The organism is Bacillus kwashiorkori (genome assembly GCF_001375515.1).
Classification (GTDB): Bacteria; Bacillota; Bacilli; order Bacillales; family Caldibacillaceae; genus Bacillus_BK; species Bacillus_BK kwashiorkori.
In genome coordinates this window covers 125,859-147,617 of sequence record NZ_CTDX01000013.1, presented here as the reverse complement: position 1 = coordinate 147,617, position 21,759 = coordinate 125,859, and the positions used below count along the sequence as shown (strand labels likewise).

The 21,759-nt window shown below is 34.4% G+C and carries 21 protein-coding genes; 12 read left to right on the top strand and 9 right to left on the bottom strand.

Annotated elements, in window-relative coordinates; genetic code table 11:
• Positions 1 to 300 precede the first annotated feature (300 nt).
• The 4 genes from BN1242_RS04920 to BN1242_RS04905 all read left to right on the top strand — a co-directional run bounded on the left by BN1242_RS04920 (position 301) and on the right by BN1242_RS04905 (position 3,824).
• Positions 301 to 1,281 (top strand): ABC transporter substrate-binding protein, encoded by a 981-nt coding sequence (locus BN1242_RS04920; RefSeq protein ID WP_062352179.1) that lies wholly within the window; start codon positions 301 to 303, stop codon positions 1,279 to 1,281.
• Between the two features lie 191 nt (positions 1,282 to 1,472).
• Positions 1,473 to 2,195: an AzlC family ABC transporter permease gene (locus BN1242_RS04915; RefSeq protein WP_062352176.1), complete on the top strand. Its 723-nt coding sequence runs from the start codon at positions 1,473 to 1,475 to the stop codon at positions 2,193 to 2,195.
• Positions 2,195 to 2,500 carry an AzlD domain-containing protein gene (locus tag BN1242_RS04910; RefSeq protein ID WP_062352541.1) on the top strand — a complete coding sequence of 102 codons (306 nt, stop codon included), beginning with the start codon at positions 2,195 to 2,197 and terminating at the stop codon, positions 2,498 to 2,500. The genes BN1242_RS04915 and BN1242_RS04910 overlap by 1 nt, the downstream gene beginning before the upstream one ends.
• A 58-nt stretch (positions 2,501 to 2,558) precedes the next feature.
• Positions 2,559 to 3,824 (top strand): M48 family metallopeptidase, encoded by a 1,266-nt coding sequence (locus BN1242_RS04905; protein WP_062352173.1) that lies wholly within the window; start codon positions 2,559 to 2,561, stop codon positions 3,822 to 3,824.
• Positions 3,825 to 3,946: 122 nt separating this feature from the next.
• On the opposite strand, the gene BN1242_RS04900 is transcribed toward BN1242_RS04905, so the two are convergent.
• Positions 3,947 to 4,183 carry an IDEAL domain-containing protein gene (locus BN1242_RS04900; RefSeq protein ID WP_062352170.1) on the bottom strand — a complete coding sequence of 79 codons (237 nt, stop codon included), beginning with the start codon at positions 4,181 to 4,183 and terminating at the stop codon, positions 3,947 to 3,949.
• Between the two features lie 349 nt (positions 4,184 to 4,532).
• Here BN1242_RS04900 and BN1242_RS04895 point away from each other — a divergent pair, with 349 nt between their 5' ends.
• A complete protein-coding gene (locus BN1242_RS04895; protein ID WP_238985087.1) occupies positions 4,533 to 5,102 on the top strand; it encodes a competence protein ComK in 570 nt (189 codons plus the stop codon).
• Here BN1242_RS04895 and BN1242_RS04890 read toward each other — a convergent pair.
• On the bottom strand, positions 5,099 to 5,503 hold the full coding sequence (locus tag BN1242_RS04890; protein WP_062352165.1) for a YhjD family protein: 405 nt from the start codon (positions 5,501 to 5,503) through the stop codon (positions 5,099 to 5,101). The genes BN1242_RS04895 and BN1242_RS04890 overlap by 4 nt on opposite strands.
• 170 nt (positions 5,504 to 5,673) lie before the next feature.
• Here BN1242_RS04890 and BN1242_RS04885 point away from each other — a divergent pair, with 170 nt between their 5' ends.
• The 3 genes from BN1242_RS04885 (at position 5,674) to lepB (ending at position 9,100) form a co-directional block, all read left to right on the top strand.
• Entirely contained in the window at positions 5,674 to 7,650 is a 1,977-nt protein-coding gene (locus tag BN1242_RS04885; RefSeq protein WP_062352162.1) for an alpha/beta hydrolase family protein, read from the top strand.
• A gap of 226 nt (positions 7,651 to 7,876) precedes the next feature.
• Positions 7,877 to 8,494, top strand: a complete 618-nt coding sequence (locus BN1242_RS04880) for a TVP38/TMEM64 family protein (protein ID WP_062352159.1) — start codon at positions 7,877 to 7,879, stop codon at positions 8,492 to 8,494.
• 57 nt (positions 8,495 to 8,551) lie between these two features.
• Positions 8,552 to 9,100 (top strand): signal peptidase I, encoded by a 549-nt coding sequence (gene lepB / locus BN1242_RS04875; RefSeq protein WP_062352156.1) that lies wholly within the window; start codon positions 8,552 to 8,554, stop codon positions 9,098 to 9,100.
• Between the two features lie 97 nt (positions 9,101 to 9,197).
• On the opposite strand, the gene BN1242_RS04870 is transcribed toward lepB, so the two are convergent.
• The gene (locus BN1242_RS04870) at positions 9,198 to 10,322 is read right to left on the bottom strand and encodes an MFS transporter (protein WP_071435449.1); all 1,125 of its coding nucleotides are present in this window, start codon (positions 10,320 to 10,322) and stop codon (positions 9,198 to 9,200) included.
• Positions 10,323 to 10,462: 140 nt separating this feature from the next.
• Here BN1242_RS04870 and addB point away from each other — a divergent pair, with 140 nt between their 5' ends.
• Both addB and addA read left to right on the top strand, forming a co-directional pair.
• The gene (gene addB / locus BN1242_RS04865; RefSeq protein ID WP_062352148.1) at positions 10,463 to 13,951 is read left to right on the top strand and encodes a helicase-exonuclease AddAB subunit AddB; all 3,489 of its coding nucleotides are present in this window, start codon (positions 10,463 to 10,465) and stop codon (positions 13,949 to 13,951) included.
• Positions 13,938 to 17,756, top strand: a complete 3,819-nt coding sequence (addA, locus tag BN1242_RS04860) for a helicase-exonuclease AddAB subunit AddA (RefSeq protein ID WP_062352145.1) — start codon at positions 13,938 to 13,940, stop codon at positions 17,754 to 17,756. The genes addB and addA overlap by 14 nt, the downstream gene beginning before the upstream one ends.
• 55 nt (positions 17,757 to 17,811) lie before the next feature.
• On the opposite strand, the gene BN1242_RS04855 is transcribed toward addA, so the two are convergent.
• From BN1242_RS04855 to BN1242_RS04830, 6 genes are all read right to left on the bottom strand, one after another.
• Positions 17,812 to 18,030 carry a spore germination protein gene (locus tag BN1242_RS04855; RefSeq protein ID WP_062352142.1) on the bottom strand — a complete coding sequence of 73 codons (219 nt, stop codon included), beginning with the start codon at positions 18,028 to 18,030 and terminating at the stop codon, positions 17,812 to 17,814.
• 113 nt (positions 18,031 to 18,143) lie between these two features.
• Complete coding sequence (locus tag BN1242_RS04850; protein WP_062352140.1) at positions 18,144 to 18,509, bottom strand: spore germination protein GerPE; 366 nt, start codon at positions 18,507 to 18,509, stop codon at positions 18,144 to 18,146.
• Between the two features lie 31 nt (positions 18,510 to 18,540).
• The gene (locus BN1242_RS04845) at positions 18,541 to 18,717 is read right to left on the bottom strand and encodes a hypothetical protein (RefSeq protein ID WP_062352137.1); all 177 of its coding nucleotides are present in this window, start codon (positions 18,715 to 18,717) and stop codon (positions 18,541 to 18,543) included.
• Entirely contained in the window at positions 18,714 to 19,358 is a 645-nt protein-coding gene (gene gerPC, locus BN1242_RS04840) for a spore germination protein GerPC (RefSeq protein ID WP_062352135.1), read from the bottom strand. Before gerPC ends, BN1242_RS04845 begins: the two co-directional genes overlap by 4 nt.
• Positions 19,359 to 19,378: 20 nt before the next feature.
• Complete coding sequence (locus BN1242_RS04835; protein ID WP_062352132.1) at positions 19,379 to 19,600, bottom strand: spore germination protein GerPB; 222 nt, start codon at positions 19,598 to 19,600, stop codon at positions 19,379 to 19,381.
• A gap of 36 nt (positions 19,601 to 19,636) precedes the next feature.
• On the bottom strand, positions 19,637 to 19,858 hold the full coding sequence (locus BN1242_RS04830; RefSeq protein ID WP_062352127.1) for a spore germination protein: 222 nt from the start codon (positions 19,856 to 19,858) through the stop codon (positions 19,637 to 19,639).
• Between the two features lie 149 nt (positions 19,859 to 20,007).
• Here BN1242_RS04830 and BN1242_RS04825 point away from each other — a divergent pair, with 149 nt between their 5' ends.
• Positions 20,008 to 21,186, top strand: a complete 1,179-nt coding sequence (locus tag BN1242_RS04825; protein WP_062352124.1) for a DUF418 domain-containing protein — start codon at positions 20,008 to 20,010, stop codon at positions 21,184 to 21,186.
• Between the two features lie 79 nt (positions 21,187 to 21,265).
• Complete coding sequence (locus BN1242_RS04820) at positions 21,266 to 21,619, top strand: DUF1516 family protein (protein WP_062352121.1); 354 nt, start codon at positions 21,266 to 21,268, stop codon at positions 21,617 to 21,619.
• The last annotated feature ends 140 nt before the right edge of the window (positions 21,620 to 21,759 follow it).

Sequence of the window (21,759 nt, the reverse complement as noted above, 5' to 3'; positions counted from 1 at the left end):
TGGGTCTGGTTTTTTTGGTTAAGAGAAAAATGGAAGGAGAATTGTTTAGAAAGTATGAGTGGAATGGCCCGTTTTACATTTCCAATATAAATTAATTTAATTTTTCGCTAAAGGTCCAAATGATTTAATAAACTTATATATATTAATTTTCATAAAATACTTGAAATATTTACTAGAATCGTTATAATTAATCTCAAACTATTATTTTTTGCCTAAAAGGGTATGGCACAATAGGTCGTACATATAATTTTTATAGCAGCCTTTTTAGGAAGCAAACTTAAATTAACAAGGGGGATGTGTATGTTAAAAATTTGGAAGGGCTTTTTAGTAACAATGTTTGCTTCAATGTTAATTTTAGCAGGATGTTCAAGTAAATCAGGCGGGAATAAAGATGAATATCACATCGGTATTTCGGTATATGCTGATCATCCGTCCTTAAATGCTGCAACGGATGGTTTCAAAAAAGCATTAGCAGATCAAGGCTTAAAAGTTAAATTTAATGAACAGAATGCACAGGGAGACACTAATACTGCAAAAACAGCAGCACAAAACTTAGTGAATGCAAAGGTAGACTTAATTTTTGCCAATGCCACTCCTAGTGCAGTAGCTGCGGCAGGGGCCACGAAGCAAAATAAAATTCCAGTTATTTTTACATCTGTGACAGACCCAGTTGGTGCTAAATTAGTAGAATCGATGGAAAAGCCAGGAGGGAATGTGACAGGAACGACAGATACACATCCAGATGCCATTCCTAATACAATTAAATTTATTCAAGATTATATACCGGCAACAAAAATTGGCACTATTTATAATGCTGGTGAGCAAAACTCGGTTGTTCAAATTGATGCAATGAAAAAGGCGTTGAATAATACGGGGATTACCCTTGTTGAAAAGGCTATTGCCAATACTTCGGAAGTGAAACAGGCAGCGGAATCATTAGTTGGTAATGTTGATGTTATTTATATCATTACTGATAATTCCGTTGTTGAAGGGTTGGAATCCGTTATTTCTGTAGCCCAAAATAATGATATTCCATTATTTGTCGGCGAACTTGATTCTGTTAAACGTGGTGGTTTCGCTGCGTACGGCTTTGACTATTACGATATCGGTTATGAAGCGGGACTACTGGCCGCTCAAATTTTAAAAGATGGTAAGGATCCGTCGGAATTAGCTGCCCAATACCCACAAAAGTTAAAGCTATTAATCAATAAAAAAGCGGCAAGTGAAATGGGAATTGAATTAAATAGTGAGTGGGATGATATTGCTGATTATCATGAGTAATGATATATTCTAAAAGTGAAAAAACTTCTTCACTAGCGTGAATGGTGTTCCTTTATTATAAGAATGCGAAAAAGTGACTGTTCTCAATTTATTTTGGGGACAGTTTTCTTTTCTATTTCAATTTAATGGAATATTATTTACTATACATCGTTTATTTAGGGTTGTTTTACTAATAGATAAGGAGGAATCTGATGGAAGTAACTGTAACGAATAGCCGAACAACACAGTTTCGTTTAGGTTTTCAAGAGGGGATATCGATAGCTATCGGGTATATGCCAATTGCTATTACTTATGGGCTTATAGCAAAGGCCACTGGTTTGACAATGATGGAAACATTGTTAATGAGTGTATTTGTTTATGCTGGTGCATCCCAATATATGGCACTAGATATGATAGGTAAGCATATAGGAATGGTGGAGATTGTCTTTACTACTTTCATCGTGAATATACGCCATTTCTTGATGAGTGCATCCTTAAATGAAAAGGTAGAGAAGGATCATCCGTTGAAAAAGGCAATTTATGCATTTGGCGTTACAGATGAAACTTTTTCGGTAGCAGCCGTGAAGAAAGAACCAATTACTACCTCGTATATGTTTGGACTAACTATCATAGCCTATAGTAGTTGGGTAATTTTTTCTGGCATTGGTCATGCAGTTGGTAGCAGTTTGCCGGAACTTTTTCAACAAGGAATGTCTATTGCTCTATACGCAATGTTTATAGGACTTTTAGTTCCGTCTATGAAAGGCAGTTGGAAAGTCTTTTATTTAGCAGTAGTTTCTGCAAGTTTTAACTGCTTATTTGTAATGTTTCAATTGCTGTCGACAGGCTGGGCAATCGTTATATCGACATTGCTATCCTCTCTTCTAATCGAACTAATTATTTACTTGAAGAAGAAAGGAGTGGGGTATAAATGATTAATTATTCCATTGTATGGATGATTTTAGGAATGGCTGTTGCTACATATTTGCCACGGATGTTACCGTTAACTTTCTTTCAAAATTTTACATTTCCTCCCTTTATCCAGGAAGTGTTAAAAAATGTCCCATTCGCCATTTTAGGTGCATTGATTTTTCCAGGGGTGTTGTTTATTCAAGAGGAGATTTGGTTTGGTTTATTCGGGGCATTTGTTGCCTTTATAATTGCATATACAGGGGTAAATGTAATATTTGTGGTCATTGGAACGATTATCACATTATCCATTACATCGTATTTACTGTAAAAAAGAATAAAAATCGTTTCGAAACGAATAGACTTGTTCTTTGTTTAGAGGTGGTAGTTTGAAAAAGAAAATAACACTTGTATTTATCGGTATTTATTTATTATTTTGTGCCATTTTAGTTAGTTACTTATTTATTTTTAGCAATTCAGAAATACCAGCTGAAGCGAAAGGGACGGTACTTGATCCGAAAACATTTTTATCAGATAACGAGTTAATATTGTCCGAACAGTATTCGCAGATTCGTAACTTATTATTCTTTTTAGAAACACCATTTGAATGGTTATTTTATCTGTTTCTATTACTGTTTGGACTAGGTAGCCGTTTTGAACGGATTGCAAAGCAAGTTACAAAAATCAAAATATTACAGACAGCGATTTTTACATTTATGTTATCCTTTACTACTTTCATCGTATTTTATCCGCTGCGATATTTCCGGTATTCTTTAGCGAAAAAATATGGCATTTCTACTCAGAACTTTTCTCATTGGTTAAGGGACGGTATAATCCAATACTGGTTAGATTGGGCAATATTATTTTTCATCGCATTTATCGTATTTTGGTTAATAAAGAAAAGTGAAAGACGTTGGTGGTTATATAGTTGGATTTTAGCTATGCCTTTTGCAATTTTTTATATGTATATTCAACCAGTTATCATTGATCCACTATTTAACGATTTTTATCCGTTAAAAAATAAGCAATTAGAAGCGAAAATATTAACTTACGCCAATGAAGCGGGTATTCCTGCCGAACATGTATTTGAGGTGAATATGTCGGATAAGACGAATGCTTTAAATGCGTATGTGACTGGAGTAGGTAATAATTCCAGAATTGTACTTTGGGATACAACGTTAGAACGATTGAATGAAGAAGAAGTATTGTTCATCATGGCTCATGAAATGGCTCATTACGTAGAAAAACATATTTATATTGGTATGATCGGCTATTTAGTTTTACTATTTGTCTTATTGTTCGTAGTCAATAAATTACTAAAGTGGTTTATTCGCCAATATGGAGTTATTTTTTCTGTCCGATCTTTTAACGATTTTACTATATTGCCGCTAATGCTATTATTCTTTTCTATAACATTGTTTTTAACAAGTCCAGTTATTAATGCTGCATCTCGCTATATGGAAATGCGAGCCGATCAATATGCAATTGAATTAACAGATGATGCAGAAGCGGGTATTTCTACATTTCAGAAATTAACGAAGTCAAGTTTGAGTCAAGTTCATCCGCCAATGTTAGTGAAATGGTTTCGCTATGGCCATCCAACAATGTATGAGCGGATGTTATATTTAAATAATTATCCTCTCGAGACAAAATAAAAAACTGAAATTGTAAGGGGAATTTTTCCAAATTGGATGGAGCGTTGGTTTAGAGGCTTATAAATCAGCGCTTTTTCATTTGTGGGCACGCAGAAAAAAACTGCTAAATAGCAGTTGAAGATTTAAGCATTTAACTGTGTTTCAACAACTAATAACTTTTCCGCTAATTTGTTAAATAAATTTTTGTCATTATTATCAATTGCTTCATCAATTTTTTGTTTTAAAATTTGTTGTTTTTGTTTTAAAATTGCTTCTGCTATTAATATTTCAATATATAAATCTTGGATGAAATACTCTTGTCTAAGCTGGTTTGTGATGGCAAACTTCTTTGATATTCCGATGTAAGAATTATCCTTCATAAAAATTATCCCCCTTTCGCATTGTTAGTTCGTTTTATTAAAACGATTTGTTTTGATTCCCGCCAAAGTCGGAAGCTTTCCGAGGAGCCACCTTTTCCACTTATCAACAAGTACATAAATTAATACGGTCCTTTAACGTAGTTATTGTTAAAAATATTTTATTTTTTATTATATTAAAAAATGAGTTAAAATACAACAAATTTAATTAAATGTTCTGAAAAACTTTTAAAGAGTAATATATTCACTTTTTTATAAAAAATTTAAAATAATAGTGACAAGTAGAGTATAATATGATAGAATAGTCTCGAATTTTGTAAAATTATGAAAGGAGAAAAGGAAATTGTTACAAATGGATTTTAAAGAAACAAAAACAGAGTATTTAATAACAGAGGAGACGATGATGTTAATTCCTAAGCAGTTAGCGGGTGGTTTAGGTACAATCGCTTTAGAACAAGATAGTGCAATATTAATCAAAAAAAGTCCGCTAAGCATAATTAAACAAAACTGTAAAAATGGTTTTTCAAATTACGATAGTAAAGTAGAGACAACAAAAAAATTAATTGGTGTGAATTATAAAGTACCAGTTCCGATTAATGAATTACCGACAATCATCTTTTTTCCAACCGAATCCCCTAAATCTCCAACCTGTTATTGGATATCCTTCGAACATATTAAATCGCTTAAATTAGAAGACTCACAAGTAACAGAAGTGGAGTTCTCAAATAATCAAAAACTTTTCGTACCTGTATCAGAAACAATCATTGAAAAGCAGTGGATGAAGTCAGGCATGTTAAAATCCATACTGCTGCAAAGTATCGTTCAATCGGTCCAAATCACTTCTGCTAACTTTGTTGCACAGGCGTTGGAGAGTAGAAAAAAATATGATATATATTCGCGAAAAAAACGTTTGGACGATTAATTTTCATTTATTGTTTCGTTTCGAACTTTAGGGGATGACTTGTTTATCGTAATGGTATTTAAATAGCTTTCAAGCAATTCTTCTACTTTATTGCGAATGGTCGGGTTGAAATAATTATGATATTCTTCAAAACCACGATAAATAAACAGGAACGTTGTAAACAACTCATCACGTTTAATTTCCTCCACCATTAGACGTTGTTTCTTCATTTCTTTTTTTACTAAATACAAATCAGCTTGAACTTTAAGCATTAATTTTTCAATTAAGTTAATATATGGTCTTGGCAGTTTAAAGGAACCTTTTTCAAATAATTTTCTATCCCTTTCTAATACTGTTAAGAGCATTGGATAATAAATGGCTTTTTCGAGTAAATCTCTTAATTCAGATGAAATTCTGGTCATTCTCTTTCACCCTTTGCAAACAAGCGTTCGGATATTTCTTATCTTATCATATATAATTTCCGAAAAAATATCAATTAGACAGAAAAAATTTTTTTTATTTGCAGGAGAAAGTATTACGAAAATCGAAATAATTAAGTGGTTCGTAAATTTTGCAAAGAAAGGTGAAATAGATGACAAAAAGAAGAGGAATAGTAGCCGAGGATTTGTATGAATTAACATCGGTGGCAGATCCGCGAGTATCACCAGATGGTAAAAAAATTGCCTTTGTTGCAACGTCTATTCAGAAGGAGGAAAATGAATATTTTTCAAATATCTATACAATAGATACAAATACGGAAGAAGTCCAACAATGGACATTTGGGGAATATCGAAATAGTTCACCACGCTGGTCTCCCGATGGACAAACTTTAGCCTTTGTATCTAATCGGACAGGAAAAAACCAAATATATTTGCTCCAATCAAATGGTGGAGAGGCACAGCGGTTGACAGACGTAGAAAATGGCGCAACGAATCCTGTGTGGTCACCAGACGGGGATAAACTTACATTCACCGTTTCATTGAAAAAAGGTGAACGCGTTGATGTTAAAAAAGAGAAGGAAGAAAAGAAAGAGCTCGAACCACTTGAAGTAACAAAAATGAAATATAAATCAGATGCCGGCGGTTTTTTTCGAGGAGATTATCAGCAAATAGCCATCATTGATATAAAGACTAAAAAGCTGGATGTAATAACGGAAGGTGAGGTACATCATTCGCTTCAAGCATGGTCACCTGATGGTAATTTCATCGTTTTTGGTGCGGATTATGCAGAAGATATTGATTTTTCCTTTCAACAAGATCTTTATTTATATGAAATAAGTACGAAAAAGATAATAAAGATTACCGAGTCAACGGGCAGTTTTTATCATGCAACTTTTTCGAATAATAGTCGTTATTTATCTTGCTTTGGCAGTGAAAGAGAATACGAAAATGCTACTTTAAGTAAGATTTGGCTGTATGATTTACAAAAACAGACTTTTACCTGTATAGCAAAAGATTGGGATTTTCCTGTTGGAGACTACGTTGCGGGAGACTTCCAACAAGGTGCAGTAACTCCTGGTGCAATATGGAGAAAAGATGATGAGGGCTTTTACTTTATCGGTACAAATAAAGGAAATACAAATATATACTATGCTACACTTTCAGGTGAACTGCAACAAATTACGAAAGAAAAGGCACATATTTACGGTTTAAGTATTGTAGGTGAGACAGCTATTGCTGCCATTAGCTATCCGACTAATCCAAGCGAAATATATGCAGTTCAATTAACTAATGGAAAAGTTTCGCAACTAACAAAGATGAATGAAAAATGGTTACAGACGGTAGAACTAGCAAAACCAGAACCTATCTCCTTTAAAGGTCCGGATGATTGGACAGTTCACGGCTGGTTAATGAAACCGGCTAATTTTCAAGAAGGAGAAAAATATCCGTTAATCCTCGAAGTTCATGGTGGTCCTCATGCAATGTATGCTAATACTTATTTTCATGAGTTCCAGATGTTAGCTGCGTCCGGCTATGCTGTGTTATATACTAATCCACGTGGCAGTCATGGGTATGGACAAGCATTTGTTGATGCCGTGCGCGGAGACTACGGTGGGAATGATTATCTGGATTTAATGGCTGCTGTAGACTATACGCTTGCAACATACGATTTTATAGATGGCAATCGTTTAGGGGTAACGGGTGGAAGCTACGGTGGTTTTATGACGAACTGGATAGTTAGTCATACGAATCGCTTTAAAGCGGCGGTAACCCAACGTTCTATTTCCAACTGGATTAGTTTTTATGGGGTTAGTGATATCGGCTATTATTTCAATGAGTGGCAGCACAAACTAGAGGTAAATGATATAGAAGGGTTATGGGAAATTTCCCCACTCGCTTATGTGAATAATGTTGAGACACCATTACTTATTTTACATAGTGAAAAGGATTTCCGCTGTCCAATTGAACAGGCTGAACAATTATTTATTGCGTTGAAACATCGGAAAAAGAAAACAAAATTTATCCGTTTTCCAGAATCTAATCACGAATTATCGAGAAGTGGAAAACCAAATTTACGGATAAAGCGATTAAATTATATTGAAGATTGGTTTGTGGAGCATCTAAATTAAATCTGCTGTATAATTTGTTTTCTTATATTAATACTAGTTGATAAAATAGCTGGATTTTCCAGCTATTTTTTACATTGTTTCAGTAATCACAAATTGGAGTTGTATTGGTAAGAAAATATTGTGCATTAACGTAAAGCTTGCATTTTATTTAAATATATATGTTATAATTTAAGAAAAACTTTAATTGTATTCATAATTGCAACAATGAAAAATAGGGAGACTTCTGATGGATCTATCAGTCATAAAAGAATTTTTAACACCGGATAATTTAACTGAATTAATTCAAAGCTACCGTTCATTTGGACCAATTATCGGTATTACATTACCGTTAATTGAAGCGTTTTTACCTTTTTTACCTTTATTTATTTTTGTTATGGTAAATGCTAGTGCTTACGGTTTGTGGCTAGGATTCTTGTTTTCTTGGATTGGTGCTTGCTCTGGAGCGATGTTCGTTTTTTGGATAGTCCGGAAATATGGGCAAAGTCGCGCATTAGGTTTTTTAAAGCGCCATAAGCAGGTCCGTAAATTTATGGATTGGCTTAATCGACATGGGTTTGGCCCGTTGTTTCTATTATTATGCTTTCCATTTACGCCATCATCGGTTGTAAATATAGTTGCTGGATTATCTAAGATTAGTTTCTATCAATATGCATTAGCTGTTTTTACAGGGAAGATGGTGATGATTTTTACGATGAGCTTTGTCGGCTATGATATCCCATCATTAATTAAGCAGCCGATTCGTACAGCAATCGTACTTTTAATCATTTTTATTCTATGGTTCGTAGGCAAGAGGATTGAAATAAGCATCAATAGGAAAGTAGAAAAGGAACACCAACATTTATAAGTTTTTCTTCGTTTAAACATTTGCAACGCTATTTAAAACTAGAAAGGTGGGGATAGGATGGAACGTTTAAAAAAGGAAGGTTTAGAATGGGGGAAAGCTATTGTTATCGGTTTTGTCATTTTTATTGTTATACGGATGTTTTTATTTACGAATTATGTAGTGCAAGGTGAATCAATGGAACCAACATTAGTACAAGGTAACAAGCTAGTCGTAAATAAAATTTCTTATACTTTTGGAGATATTGAAAGATTTGATGTAATTGTCTTTCATGCAAATGACGAGGAGGACTACGTGAAGCGAGTTATCGGTTTGCCCGGTGACAAAATTGAATATCGGAAAGATAAGCTGTACATAAATGATCGCTATTATGAAGAATACTTTCTAGAAGACAAAAAGACAATGAGGAATGTAACGGGGAGCTTTTCGCTAAAAGATATTGCCAATGTGGAAAAGATTCCAGACGGTTATTTATTTGTCCTAGGAGATAATCGTATGCGGAGTGAAGATAGTCGTCACTTCGGATTAGTACCAATAGACGAAGTCGTTGGTAAAGTTAATTTAAGATACTGGCCGCTTAATCAGTGGGAATTTACCTTTAAAAATTGAAAAAAGGTGTCCCAAACTAACCATTGTTACAAAGAAAGAACCGTTTATCTTTCATATAATGGGATTTTTGGGACAGTAAATAATAAACGAGGATTTATTACAATCTAAGTTGAATAGTTATAATTCCGTTTATTATGAATATTGATAAAAGAATGAACAAAACAAATGTATAAGGGAAAATAGCTGCAATTACTGGTCCAGCGCTTGCACCGAGTAATAATAAAAATGAGTATAATGATAGAGCTTTTCCACGCTCATTTCCACTGTACGTCCCGATTAAATGAATAATTGTCGGAATTAATAAGGAAATCGCTGCCACTAATAATATGGATATAATACTAATCCAAACTAATGAACTACGAATGAATAACAATAAAGTACTTATTAATCCTAAACAAATGCTGAAAATGAATGTGTTTTTGAGAGAATAATTATCGATAATTTTCTTCGTAAAAATAGATAAAATTACGCCAGTTAAACCTATAATACGGAAGAAATAAATGTCTTCATTAATAAAACGGTAACTAAATGTTTCATAAAAGGTAACAAAGCTAAATAATAATGTGGGGACAATTAAATAGCAGTAGAGTAAATTTTTATTTTTAAATAACTTTAACATTTGTATAATCGTTTCCCTTAATGCTAACTTGTTCTTTGCTATATTTGTTCTTGGCAAAATAACTAGAGCAAAAATGAACAATATAATATAAATTAATGCATAAATGATATATACGAATTTCCAATTGACAGCTGTAGATAGCATATTACTTAATAATTGCCCGACGATACCTGCTACTAAAAAACCTGCATTTATTAAAGCAATCCAAAACGTTCTCTGCCTTTCACAGAAGATTTCAAAACAATAGGCGAAAGCAACAGGAGCGAATGTTGCTAATGAGAATCCTTGTAGTCCTCTGAAAATGTATAACATGGTCAAGTTTTCACTAAAACTAAGGAGACTAGTTGATATTGTGGATATTAATAGTCCTGCCGAAACAATCGTTTTTCTGCCAACGCGGTCTGAAACTGGGCCGAATAATAACAAGCCACAAGCATAAAATATGGAAAAAAATGTACTCCCTAAAGCAACCTCCACTACTCCTCTATTAAATTCCTTGCTTATTTCACCATATAATGGAATTAGTGAATAAATATTACATGCGACGATCATTCCCGTAAAAACAAGAAAAACACCTGAAAATAAATTTCGCTGCTTCCCCATGTATATCCCCCCGTTATATAGTATTAATAACATATGCTTTAAGGTGTAACTAATCGATAAACGAGAGTGAAAAGCCCGCTGCTGGAAAGTCTTCTTTATGTTAAAATAAAAATAAAAAAACGATGTAAAGGGGGATTTGAATGTCTGTTCAGTTTATTTTAGGCCGGTCAGGTACGGGGAAAACGACATGGATTTTAAATGAAATTGTGGAGAAATTACTTGATCAGAACGACGAAACCCCAATTTTTTTGATTGTCCCGGACCAAATGACATTTTTAACAGAATATAAATTGTTAACAGAATATAACATTACAGGGATGACTCGTGCACAAGTATATAGTTTTACTAGACTGGCATGGAGAGTGTTTCAAGAAACAGGAGGGATTAGCCGACTCCATTTGCATCCATCTGGAATTCGCATGCTCCTACGCAAAATTATGGATGACAATAAGGAGCAATTAAAAATTTTCCATCATAATGCTGACCAAAACGGCTTTATAGAACATATGGAAAATGTTATTACGGAGTTTAAACATTATTGTATTACTCCAGAAATGATTTCCAATCAAAAAAATGATGATAATTTAAGCTATGCATTAAAAGATAAGCTAGAGGACATGCAATTAGTTTATCAATCTTTTCAACAGGCAATTATCGGAAAATATTTAGCTAGTGAAGATTATTTAACGTTATTAGCAGCAAAAATTCCACAATCAAAAATTCTTGATAATGCTATTTTTTACTTAGACGGGTTTCATAGCTTTACACCACAGGAATATCTCGTTATTGACAAGCTTATGTCTCATTCACAAAAAGTAACGATAGCATTAAATTTGGACAGGCCATTTCGAAATACGGTTCCAGATGAGTTGCATTTATTTCGGATGACAGGGGACACATATTCCACTTTATTCGATATTGCTCGAGTAACGAATAAAGAGGTTTATGAGGATATTATATTAAAAAATACCGTTCGCTTTAAAAACGAATCGTTAGCGTTTCTCGAAAACAATTTTGAAAACTTACCAGTTGTTTCTTATGAAGGGGAACCACAAATAACGATAGCACAAGCGACCAATCGCAGAGCGGAAATTGAAGGAGTCGGTAGAAAAATCATATCGCTCGTTCGTGATCAAAACTATCGTTATAAAGACATTGCAATTCTTGTTCGCAATGTGGAGCAATATAACGATTTATTTGATACAGTTTTTACTGATTTTCAAATTCCGTATTTCATTGATCAAAAACGTTCGATGCTTAATCATCCATTAATTGAATTAATTCGCTCAACATTTGAAATAATTACTGGATTTTGGCGCTATGAACCCGTATTTCGTGCAGTGAAAACAGAACTTCTTTACCCATTAAATGAAAATCCTATTACAATGAGAGAAAAAATGGATCAGTTCGAAAACTACTGCATCGCTTACGGAATTCAAGGTGCAAAATGGACGAGTAAAACACGCTGGCATTACCGAAAAATCCGTAATTTAGAATCACTTAACTATCCGCAAACAGATGCAGAAAAACAGTATGAACAAGAAATTAACGAATTACGTCTCTTGATATCTGCCCCGATTAATCGGCTGGCCAATCGTTTAAAAAAGGCAGAAACAGGAAGACAACAATGTGAGGCACTATTTTTATATTTAGAGGAATTGGATATACCAGCGAAGTTAGAGAGATTACAAATACAAGCAGAAGAAGCTGGCAATTTATTAGCAAGTCGGGAACATGAACAAGCTTGGAATGGTGTATTACAATTGCTAGATCAATATGTGGAAATGTTAGGAAATGAAAAAATAACGATAAAAGAATTTTCAGCAATTATGGAAGAAGGCTTAGAATCCCTTCATTTTTCCTTAGTACCGCCAGCAATTGACCAAGTGATGGTCGCTAACTTAGAATTGTCGAGGTTATCTGCTATTAAAGTAGCTTTCGTTATCGGAGTAAATGATGAAGTCCTTCCGGCAAAATTGCAAGATACAGGTATTTTGTCAGAAGAGGACCGAGAAAAGCTATTAGTAAGTGGATTAAAAATTGCCCCAACAGAAAAACAACGATTATTTGATGAAGAATTTTTAGCATATAAAGCTTTTACTGCTGCGGAAGATTATTTATATATTACCTATCCAATTGCTAATGAAGAAGGGAAAGCATTATTACCTTCTCCATATGTAAAGCGAATAAAGGAAATGTTTCCGAACATGAAGCTTGTTCTCTTTGATCATGAGCCAACCAATTTAACGGATATAGAACAACTAGAGTTTCTAGTGAATAAGGACAAAACGATTACGTATTTAACAGGTCAATTACAAGCGTTCAAACGATTAGAGAAAATGGAGCCACTATGGTGGGATAGTTATAATTTCTTAGTTAATAGTGAAGTAAAAGAGCAGCTGAGAACAGCCTTATCTAGTTTGTTTTTTGAAAATAAACCAGAAAATCTATCAACAGATACCGCACAACAACTTTATGGTGACTTGCTTCAAGTAAGTATTTCCCGTGTAGAAATGTTTCAGCGGGATCCATTTTGCCATTTTCTTTCTTACGGTTTGAAATTGAAAGAACGGGAAGTTTTTCGATTAGAGGCACCAGATATTGGCGATATGTTCCATGGTGCGTTAAAACAAATTGGTGAAATGATTGAGCAAGAGAATTTGAGTTGGGCGAAATTAACGAATCAGCAAATTCAAAAATTAGTTGCTATTGCGATAGATACATTGTCACCAAAATTACAAAATGAAATATTATTAAGTTCGAATCGCTTTCAGTATATAAAGAGAAAGTTAGAAAAAATCATCTATCGGTCAACACTCATTTTAAGTGAGCATGCAAAAAGCAGTGGTTTTTCCCCTATTGGTATGGAAGTTTCATTCGGTGGAAAAAAAGCAGACTTACCTTCCTTAAAATTTAACTTAAACAATGGTGCTAAAATGGAGTTAGTAGGAAGGATCGATAGGGTAGACAAAGCAAAAACAGATGATGGTTATTATTTAAGGGTCATTGATTATAAATCAAGTAAAAGGGAACTAGATATCGGTGAAGTATATTATGGGCTTACCTTACAAATGTTGACCTACTTAGATATTTTATTAATAAATGCTCAAAAACTAGTGGATGATGAAGCTAAGCCAGCAGGAATGTTCTATTTCCATATCCACAATCCGTTAATTAAAAGCAATACAGAATTAGCAGACGATGAAGTGGAAGAGGAAATTTTTAAACGATTTAAAATGAATGGGCTAGTTCTTTCAGATGCTGACGTTGTACAGCTCATGGATCAAACTTTACAAACTGGTGAATCGAAAATTATTTCTGCCGGACTGAAAAAAGACGGAAATTTAACTGCACGATCAAAAGCAGTTACAGAGACAGATTTTACGAATTTACGGAAGTATGTTCATAAAGTGTTTATTAATACAGGTAATGAAATATTAGATGGCAAGATAGATTTAGCTCCTTATAAATTAAAAGACAGAACAGCATGCACATTTTGTCCGTTTAAATCTATTTGTCAATTTGACCCAGCATTGCGAGAAAATAATTATCGCAACTTAACACCATTAAAACGGACAGAAGCACTAAATTTTGTGAAAAGGGAGGTCGAGACATATGACGGAGAATAGCCAACCTCAACCACAAAAAAACAAAAAAGGAGTCATTCCGGAAAAACCAGCTGATGTTACATGGACAAATGAACAGTGGCAAGCAATTTATGCAAAAGGACAAGATACTTTAGTTGCTGCTGCCGCTGGTTCTGGAAAGACAGCAGTATTAGTGGAACGGATAATTCAAAAAATTATTGATGAAGTGGACCCGCTCCATGTGGATGAATTGTTAGTGGTGACTTTTACTAATGCTGCAGCAGCGGAAATGCGCAATCGGATCGGCCAAGCTATTGAAAAAGAGATTAAGAAACGACCAGATTCGCACCATTTACGGCAACAACTAAGCTTGTTAAATCGTGCCTCCATCTCGACTTTGCACGCCTTTTGTTTGAATGTTATTCGTAACTACTATTATTTAACGAATATTGATCCTAGTTTTCGGATTTTAGATGATACGGAAGGGATTCTTTTAAGAGATGAAGTGATTGAAGAGCTTCTCGAAGAAGAATATAGTAAAGAAAATAATGAAGCGTTTTTCCAATTAGTAGATATTTTTACTAGTGACCGCAGCGATCATCAGTTACAAGATTTAATTATTAAAATGCATGAGTTTTCACAAGCAAACCCTATTCCTAAAGGTTGGTTGGAAGAATTAGTGAATACGTATAACATACCGGATACGATGTCGGTAGACGAACTGCCTTTTGTCGATCCACTGCTATTCGATTTAGAACTGCGGTTAAAGGAAGCAAGGCGACTGTTTCAAGAAGCATTAGAAAAAACAACAGAACCTGGTGGACCGGCACCTAGAGCTGAAAACTTTATCAATGATATTCGCATGATTGATGAACTGCTATTTGCGAAACAACAATCATTTTCTGCTCTTTATGAGAAATTTCAAATGCTCCAATTTCAACGCTTGAACAGGTGCAGTGGTGATGAATATATTCGTGAACTAGTGGATCAAGCAACCAATCTTCGTGATCGTGGGAAAAAAATTGTCACTGTAATTAAGGACCAATTATTTTCACGGAAACCGGAAACCTTTTTGAAAGATTTGCGTGAAATGAAACCACATGTTACCACGCTAGTAAGATTAGTTATTTTGTTTTCTGAAAAATATAAAGCATTAAAGCAGGAAAAAGGAGTAGTGGACTTTTCTGACTTAGAACATCTTACTCTTCAAATTCTTAGTAAGTATGATAAGGAAGCTAATGTTCTTATCCAAACGGAAGCAGCCGTTCAATACCAACGGCAATTCAAAGAAGTTCTTGTCGATGAGTATCAAGATACAAATATGGTTCAAGAAGCCATTATACAACTAGTAAAGCGCGGAACAGAGGAGGACGGGAATCTTTTCATGGTTGGTGACGTGAAGCAGTCCATTTATCGTTTCCGCTTAGCAGAACCGAAATTGTTTTTACAGAAGTATTTACGCTTTAATAATCTGAACGATAATGCAGGTCTCCGTATCGATTTAGCTAAAAACTTTCGCAGTCGGAAAGAAGTATTAGCAGGTACTAATTTTATTTTTAGACAAATTATGGGTGAAGAAGTAGGAGAAATCAACTACGATACTGCGGCTGCACTAAAAAAAGGTGCCTCGTATCCAGAAGAAGATCGCTATCCAATAGAATTAGCGATCATTTATAAAGGGCAAGATGAGGATGATTATTCTAATCAAGATGAGGAAGAACTAGATGAAGAGGAACAAGACTTGTTTAGTAAGGAAGAACTGGAACAGTCACAAATGGAGTCGAAATTCGTCGCGAAAAAAATTCGTGAATTGATTGATACGGAAAAGCAAATTTTTGATCCGAAAACAGGAACATATCGTACGATTGAATATCGTGATATTGTTATTTTGTTTCGCTCATTTACGTGGGCAGGGCAATTTTTAGAAGAACTAAAAAATCATGGGATTCCGGCGTATGCCAATATTTCTAGCGGCTATTTTGAAGCGGCAGAAGTAGCTACTATGGTAGCCTTACTAAAAATTATCGACAATCCTTATCAAGATATTCCGTTAGTTTCCGTTCTTCGTTCACCAGTAGGAAAGCTAACGGATGAAGAGTTGGCACAAATTCGTATCAATGGGAAAGGCCAAACGTTTTACGAAGTGGTAAAAACGTATTTACAACATAATGATTCTCAGGAAATTACAGAAAAGATTCAGTGGAAACTTCGTCGCTTTATCGAACAATTGAACAGTTGGCGTCAATTAGCAAGACGATCAGCATTGTCTGAACTTATTTGGCAATTGTATCGTGATACGAAGTTTTATGATTATGTTGGCGGCTTGCCAGGCGGAAAACAAAGACAAGCGAATTTACGTGCATTATATGACCGGGCTCGAGCATATGAGAGTACATCTTTCCGCGGTTTGTTCCGGTTCTTAAGATTTATTGAACGGATGCGTAATCGGGGAGAAGACTTAGGAGCCGCAAAAGCTCTAGGAGAACAGGAGAACGTTGTTCGTATTATGACTATCCATAGTAGTAAAGGATTAGAATTTCCAGTCGTTTTTGTTGCTGGTTTAGCGCGTCAGTTTAATATGATGGATTTGCGAAAACCATATTTATTTGATAAAGAATATGGCTTTGCGATGAACTATATTAACCCGGAAAAACAAATAACGTATCCTTCATTAATCCAATTGGCTGTTACCCAAAAGAAGCGGCAAGAATTAATCGCGGAGGAAATGCGTGTCTTATATGTTGCATTGACAAGGGCAAAGGAAAAATTATATTTAATCGGTTCAACGAAAGATAAGGATAAATTAATTGAAGGATGGCAACAGCATTTAAAAAATGACAATTGGTTATTGTCAAACTATCATCTTCTTTACAGTAAAAATTACTTGGATTGGATAGCCCCTGCTATTATCCGTCATCCAGATGGAGGAACAATCCGTTTAAATAATGGATCGGTGGTAGTTCCGCAAGATATATGGCAGGATGAATCGATATGGAAAGTGCAGTTAATTTCCGAAATGGAAGTAATAACGGAAGAACTTGCCGATGAAGAGGCGGACATGGAAATTTTAGACTATGTAAAAAAATTACAGCCAGTCCCATTTACTTCCAACTTAAATGAATCTGTGCTAGCACAACTAACTTGGAAATATCCTTATGAAGCGGCTACTATACACCGCAGCAAACAATCGGTGTCAGAAATCAAACGGCTGAAGGAAATTCGTGACGCGGAAAGTGGCGATGACTTCGTTCGTTCCTTTAAAAAACCAATTGTTACGAGACCAAAATTTATGCAGCAAAAGACTATTTCACCAGCTGAAAAGGGAACTGCGATGCATATGGTGATGCAACATATTGATTTATCTCGTCCGATAACTTTGGAAACAATTGAATCGACATTATTTTACATGCAGGAACAAGAACTATTAACATCAGATGAAGCAAATATTATTGATATACAAGGAATACTCCGATTTTTTGAATCAGAAATAGGCTTCCGTGTTAAATATGCAAAGTGGATTCGACGAGAGTTACCATTCAGTTTTACGATTGCACCAGATGAAATTTATCCGAACTGGCAAGAGGGAACAGAGAAAATATTTGTACAAGGAATAATCGACTGCCTATTGAAAGATGAAGATGGATTCGTTTTATTAGATTATAAAACGGATGATATAACTAATCGGTTTCAAAATGACTTCTCTCGTGCTGCACCAATTTTAAAGTCACGATATTTAACGCAAATTCGTTTGTACAAACAGGCGATTGAGGAAATTTATCACGAACCTTTAACAGAAATTTATTTGTACTTCTTCGATGGTGGACATTTATTGGCAATGGATTTATAGAAAAAAGCGTGGCTGTTCGGAATAGCAGCCCCGCTTTTTTGGCTCATAAGTGGCATTAATTATTCGCAGTTGAAGGTTGATCTACGATATCAGGGTCAAAAGCATTAGTTGCACTTAATGCATTATTAGTAATTATAAAGTTTGCAGTATTGGAAGAACCGGAACCTTCATTTATCTTCGTATTAGATTTTGGCGCGATATTCAATGCATCTCCAAAATTAACAACTCCGCCTTCAACATTATTTAATTGTAACGATCCGATGATAGCTGGCATCAAGAAACATCCTTTAAATTTAATTTTGCCATTCTATTTGTTTGGAAATTGTATTAATATAGTCTATGCATCTGTAATAAAGGATGTTCAATTATAATGATGTTCCGTACTGTTTAGCTTTTTCGTAAATCTCTAATATGTTTTCGTCGATTTTCTAAAAATACGTTTTTGCTATTGCCAATATGAATAACGGCACTTGCCCCAGTTCCAATTACATTCACTTCATCAACACTGATTTTGCCATTTATATTCGTAGTAAGTTTTATTAAAGGTTCATATAGTGGTGGATAGGTAATATCTCTCGAAAAAACGGGAAATCGAAAATGTCCTTCGTATCCAAAAAATAAAGGGACCTCCCGCATTACCGCCAATGTTTCTGACAAACTATCGATTTCACTAGAATCACCAATTTGCAGTAGCGAGCTAGTATTTATCGTTTTCACATTCACTCGTTTAACAAAAGATGTCCTTTTTAACATATATTTCATCCTCATTAATTGTTTTCAAAAACTACTCTGGAGCAAGCGGAACGAACGGACCAAGTAATAATGACTCGAGTGGGGTATCGTACAATGATGCAAGTTGAATACTATCTGTGTCGCCTATTAAAATGGCAGAAGAACTGGCAATTGCAATAACATCAATTTTTCCGACAGATAAATTGTGATTTGTGACATGAATGTTCATTTTAATCCACCTTCTCCTTTATCTTCTCCTTTTTTTCCAAATGGAAGCAAAAATGTTTGGATTGCTTGCTCTATATCTTGCTGAATGGATGATAATATTTCATCTATCAACACTTCTTCCGAACGATTTTCTTTCGTTGTTTGTTTTCTCTGTATATAAAATTGAATTCTTCCAGGTAATTGCTTCATAATGTCTTGTTTAATCAATTCCGTATAGGACTCATCTAGTTCAATATTAAATTGCCGTTTCGTTTCTTCTACAATAGTTGGTACTTTGGATTGAACGTACTCTTGTAATTCTGATTCCAACCTTGCAACTAAATGTGGAAAAAGTGATGGCTGTGCCGGTATATGTTCACCGATTGCAAATTCGTCGAGAGCTTCTATATCTTGAGGATTTAGCCCAATATTTAATGTACCTTCCAGTCGTTCAATTTTTAATTGGTCGAAGTGATAATCAATTCTTTCGATATGGACGGGTGGCTTGTTTTTCACTGCTTCTATTGATTGTTTGAATTTTGTGATTGATTTTTCTATTTCTGCTAATTTTGTTAAATTCGATTCAAGCTCTTTAATTTTTTTGTCTTGTTTCTTTATATAATTTGCAAGCTCATGCAAATAAAGGTAAATATCATTGGTCAAGAATGACACCGCCTTTCATACTATCCAGATGGAGCAACTGGTATTGGTACTCCTTTAATTAATGGGGTAACCGTTCCGGAATGTTCCGATTTTGGCGCTAATTTTGTAAAACCACCCGAATTTTGTGAATAGGAGTGGGCTTTAATCATCCCAGCACTGCCAATTTGCAAAACTGCTGAGTTCGCCATCGTGTTTATCCGCAATATATTAATATGAACGGATTGATTGACATACAGATTCATTAAATCGCCTGCCTTTTTAACTGATAAAATATGAAGCTATACATTTAATTTAATCGGTTGGTCGACGAAGTCTTTGTCGCTTGTATTTGTACTGCTTTGATGATTATATACATATAATTGTTCTGCTGTATTAAAGGAACCTGCACCTGAGAAGGTTTTTGTTTGTGAAACAGGTGCAATTCGATAAACATCTCCAATATGGAACACACCACTTGATACAATACTATTGACTTGAACTATTCCAACTACCGCTGGCATAAAGTCACATCCTAAAAAATCAATAAACTTTTACGCTATATAGTATGAAACAATTTATTGATTGTGATAAAATAGCCTAAAACCAAACAATTTTTGACAAAAAACGGCTTCATGTTTTTTTGTTGCAGCTGCATAAAGGGGGAGAGATGGTGAACGGAAATATTGGGATAAAAGAAAATGAGCGGATTTTTTCTATTGATGTGATGCGAGGGTTTGCTATATTAGGGATTTTTTTATTTAATATATACTCGTTTCATACACCGTATTTATACATAGACTTATATTCACTAGCGGAAAAACCGTTGGATCGGATTGCTTTTATTTTTGTTGATGTTTTTGTCCAGGCAAGCTTTTATCCTTTGTTTGCTTTTTTATTTGGATACGGAATGATCATTTTAAAGACAAGAATAGAACTTCGTAACTTGAATTACGCACAGATAATGATGAGAAGGATGTTTCTTCTTCTTATTATTGGTGTCATCCATGCTTTTTTCATTTGGTCCGGTGATATTTTAATTACATATGCGGTAATGGGATTTATTTTTATTTTATTTGCTAATTTCTCTGCAAAGGCATTATCAATCACAGGCATTTTACTTTATTTAATATCTAACTCTTTACTTAGTATTTTGCTAGTCATAATGGCGAAGTTTGTCCCTAGTGATGAACTGCAACTATATAATAGTGTAGAGGCAGATAAGGCATCCGATATTTATCAGCATGGAAGTTTCTTCGACGTTACGACGCAAAGAATGGCGGATTGGTCGTTTGCCAATGGGGTTGCAAGTTTTATTATGTATTTATTTATGATCTTACCGTTATTTTTATTAGGGGCAAGTTTTGCAAAAAGTAATCGACTAAGTAAGTCAAAGGCAAACGATAAATTTTTCACTATTTTATTCGGAGTTACACTACCAATTGGTTTATGGATTAAATGGATTCCATACTTGTTTGAAAAAAATTACGGATTCGATCAATTTCAAGATTTAATTGGTGGGCCAATTTTAACGTTTGCCTATATTTCCTTGATTTATTTCTTGGCAAATTTACCGGCGAGTAAAAACTTATTACGCCCATTGGCGAATGTCGGGAAAATGTCGCTATCCAATTATTTATTCCAATCTGTTGTTTGTTCAATCATCTTTTTTAGTTATGGTTTTGGTTTATATGGACAAGTTTCTTATTATCAAAGTAATATATTGGCAATTGTTATTTTCTTCCTCCAAATTATAATTAGCTCCCTTTGGTTGAAGTATTATCGGATGGGGCCACTGGAATGGATTTGGCGCGGCTTTACTTATAAGAGCTTTAATGAGATTAAACGATAAGGCTTTTTATTATCATTTTTTATTTACATATGATACGATTTTGATAAGAAAATAAGGGTTTTTTTGGGAGGAATAATAGATGATTCATGCACATTTAACTAGTTGGGCGCTAGCACTTATTTTATTAATTATAGGATTTGTTGTTGCGAATAAAGGAAATGAGAAGGCAACAAAAATAATTCAAATGATTTTAAGAGTTACGTATTTATTGATTATCGGTACTGGTATTTATTTGTTTGTGAATGCACCGCTAAATGCACTATATTATGTCAAAGGTATCGCAGGGTTGTTAGCCGTTTCTGCTTTTGAAATATTACTGATTCGAAAAGTTAAAGGAAAACCAGTAGGAGCAATATTGCTACTTTTAGTCATTGCCTTTGGAGCAGCGATATACTTAGGTTTTTATTTACCAATGGGAAGCAAGCTATTTTAATAAATGAGTAGGTATCGAATATCGAATTTTGGAGAGAATTGTCGAAAAAGGCAATTCTTTTTTTCTATTATTGTTACATTAATAATAAAAATATGGTATTTTAAATGAAGAGAATTTATATTTCCATTTTTAATAGATAG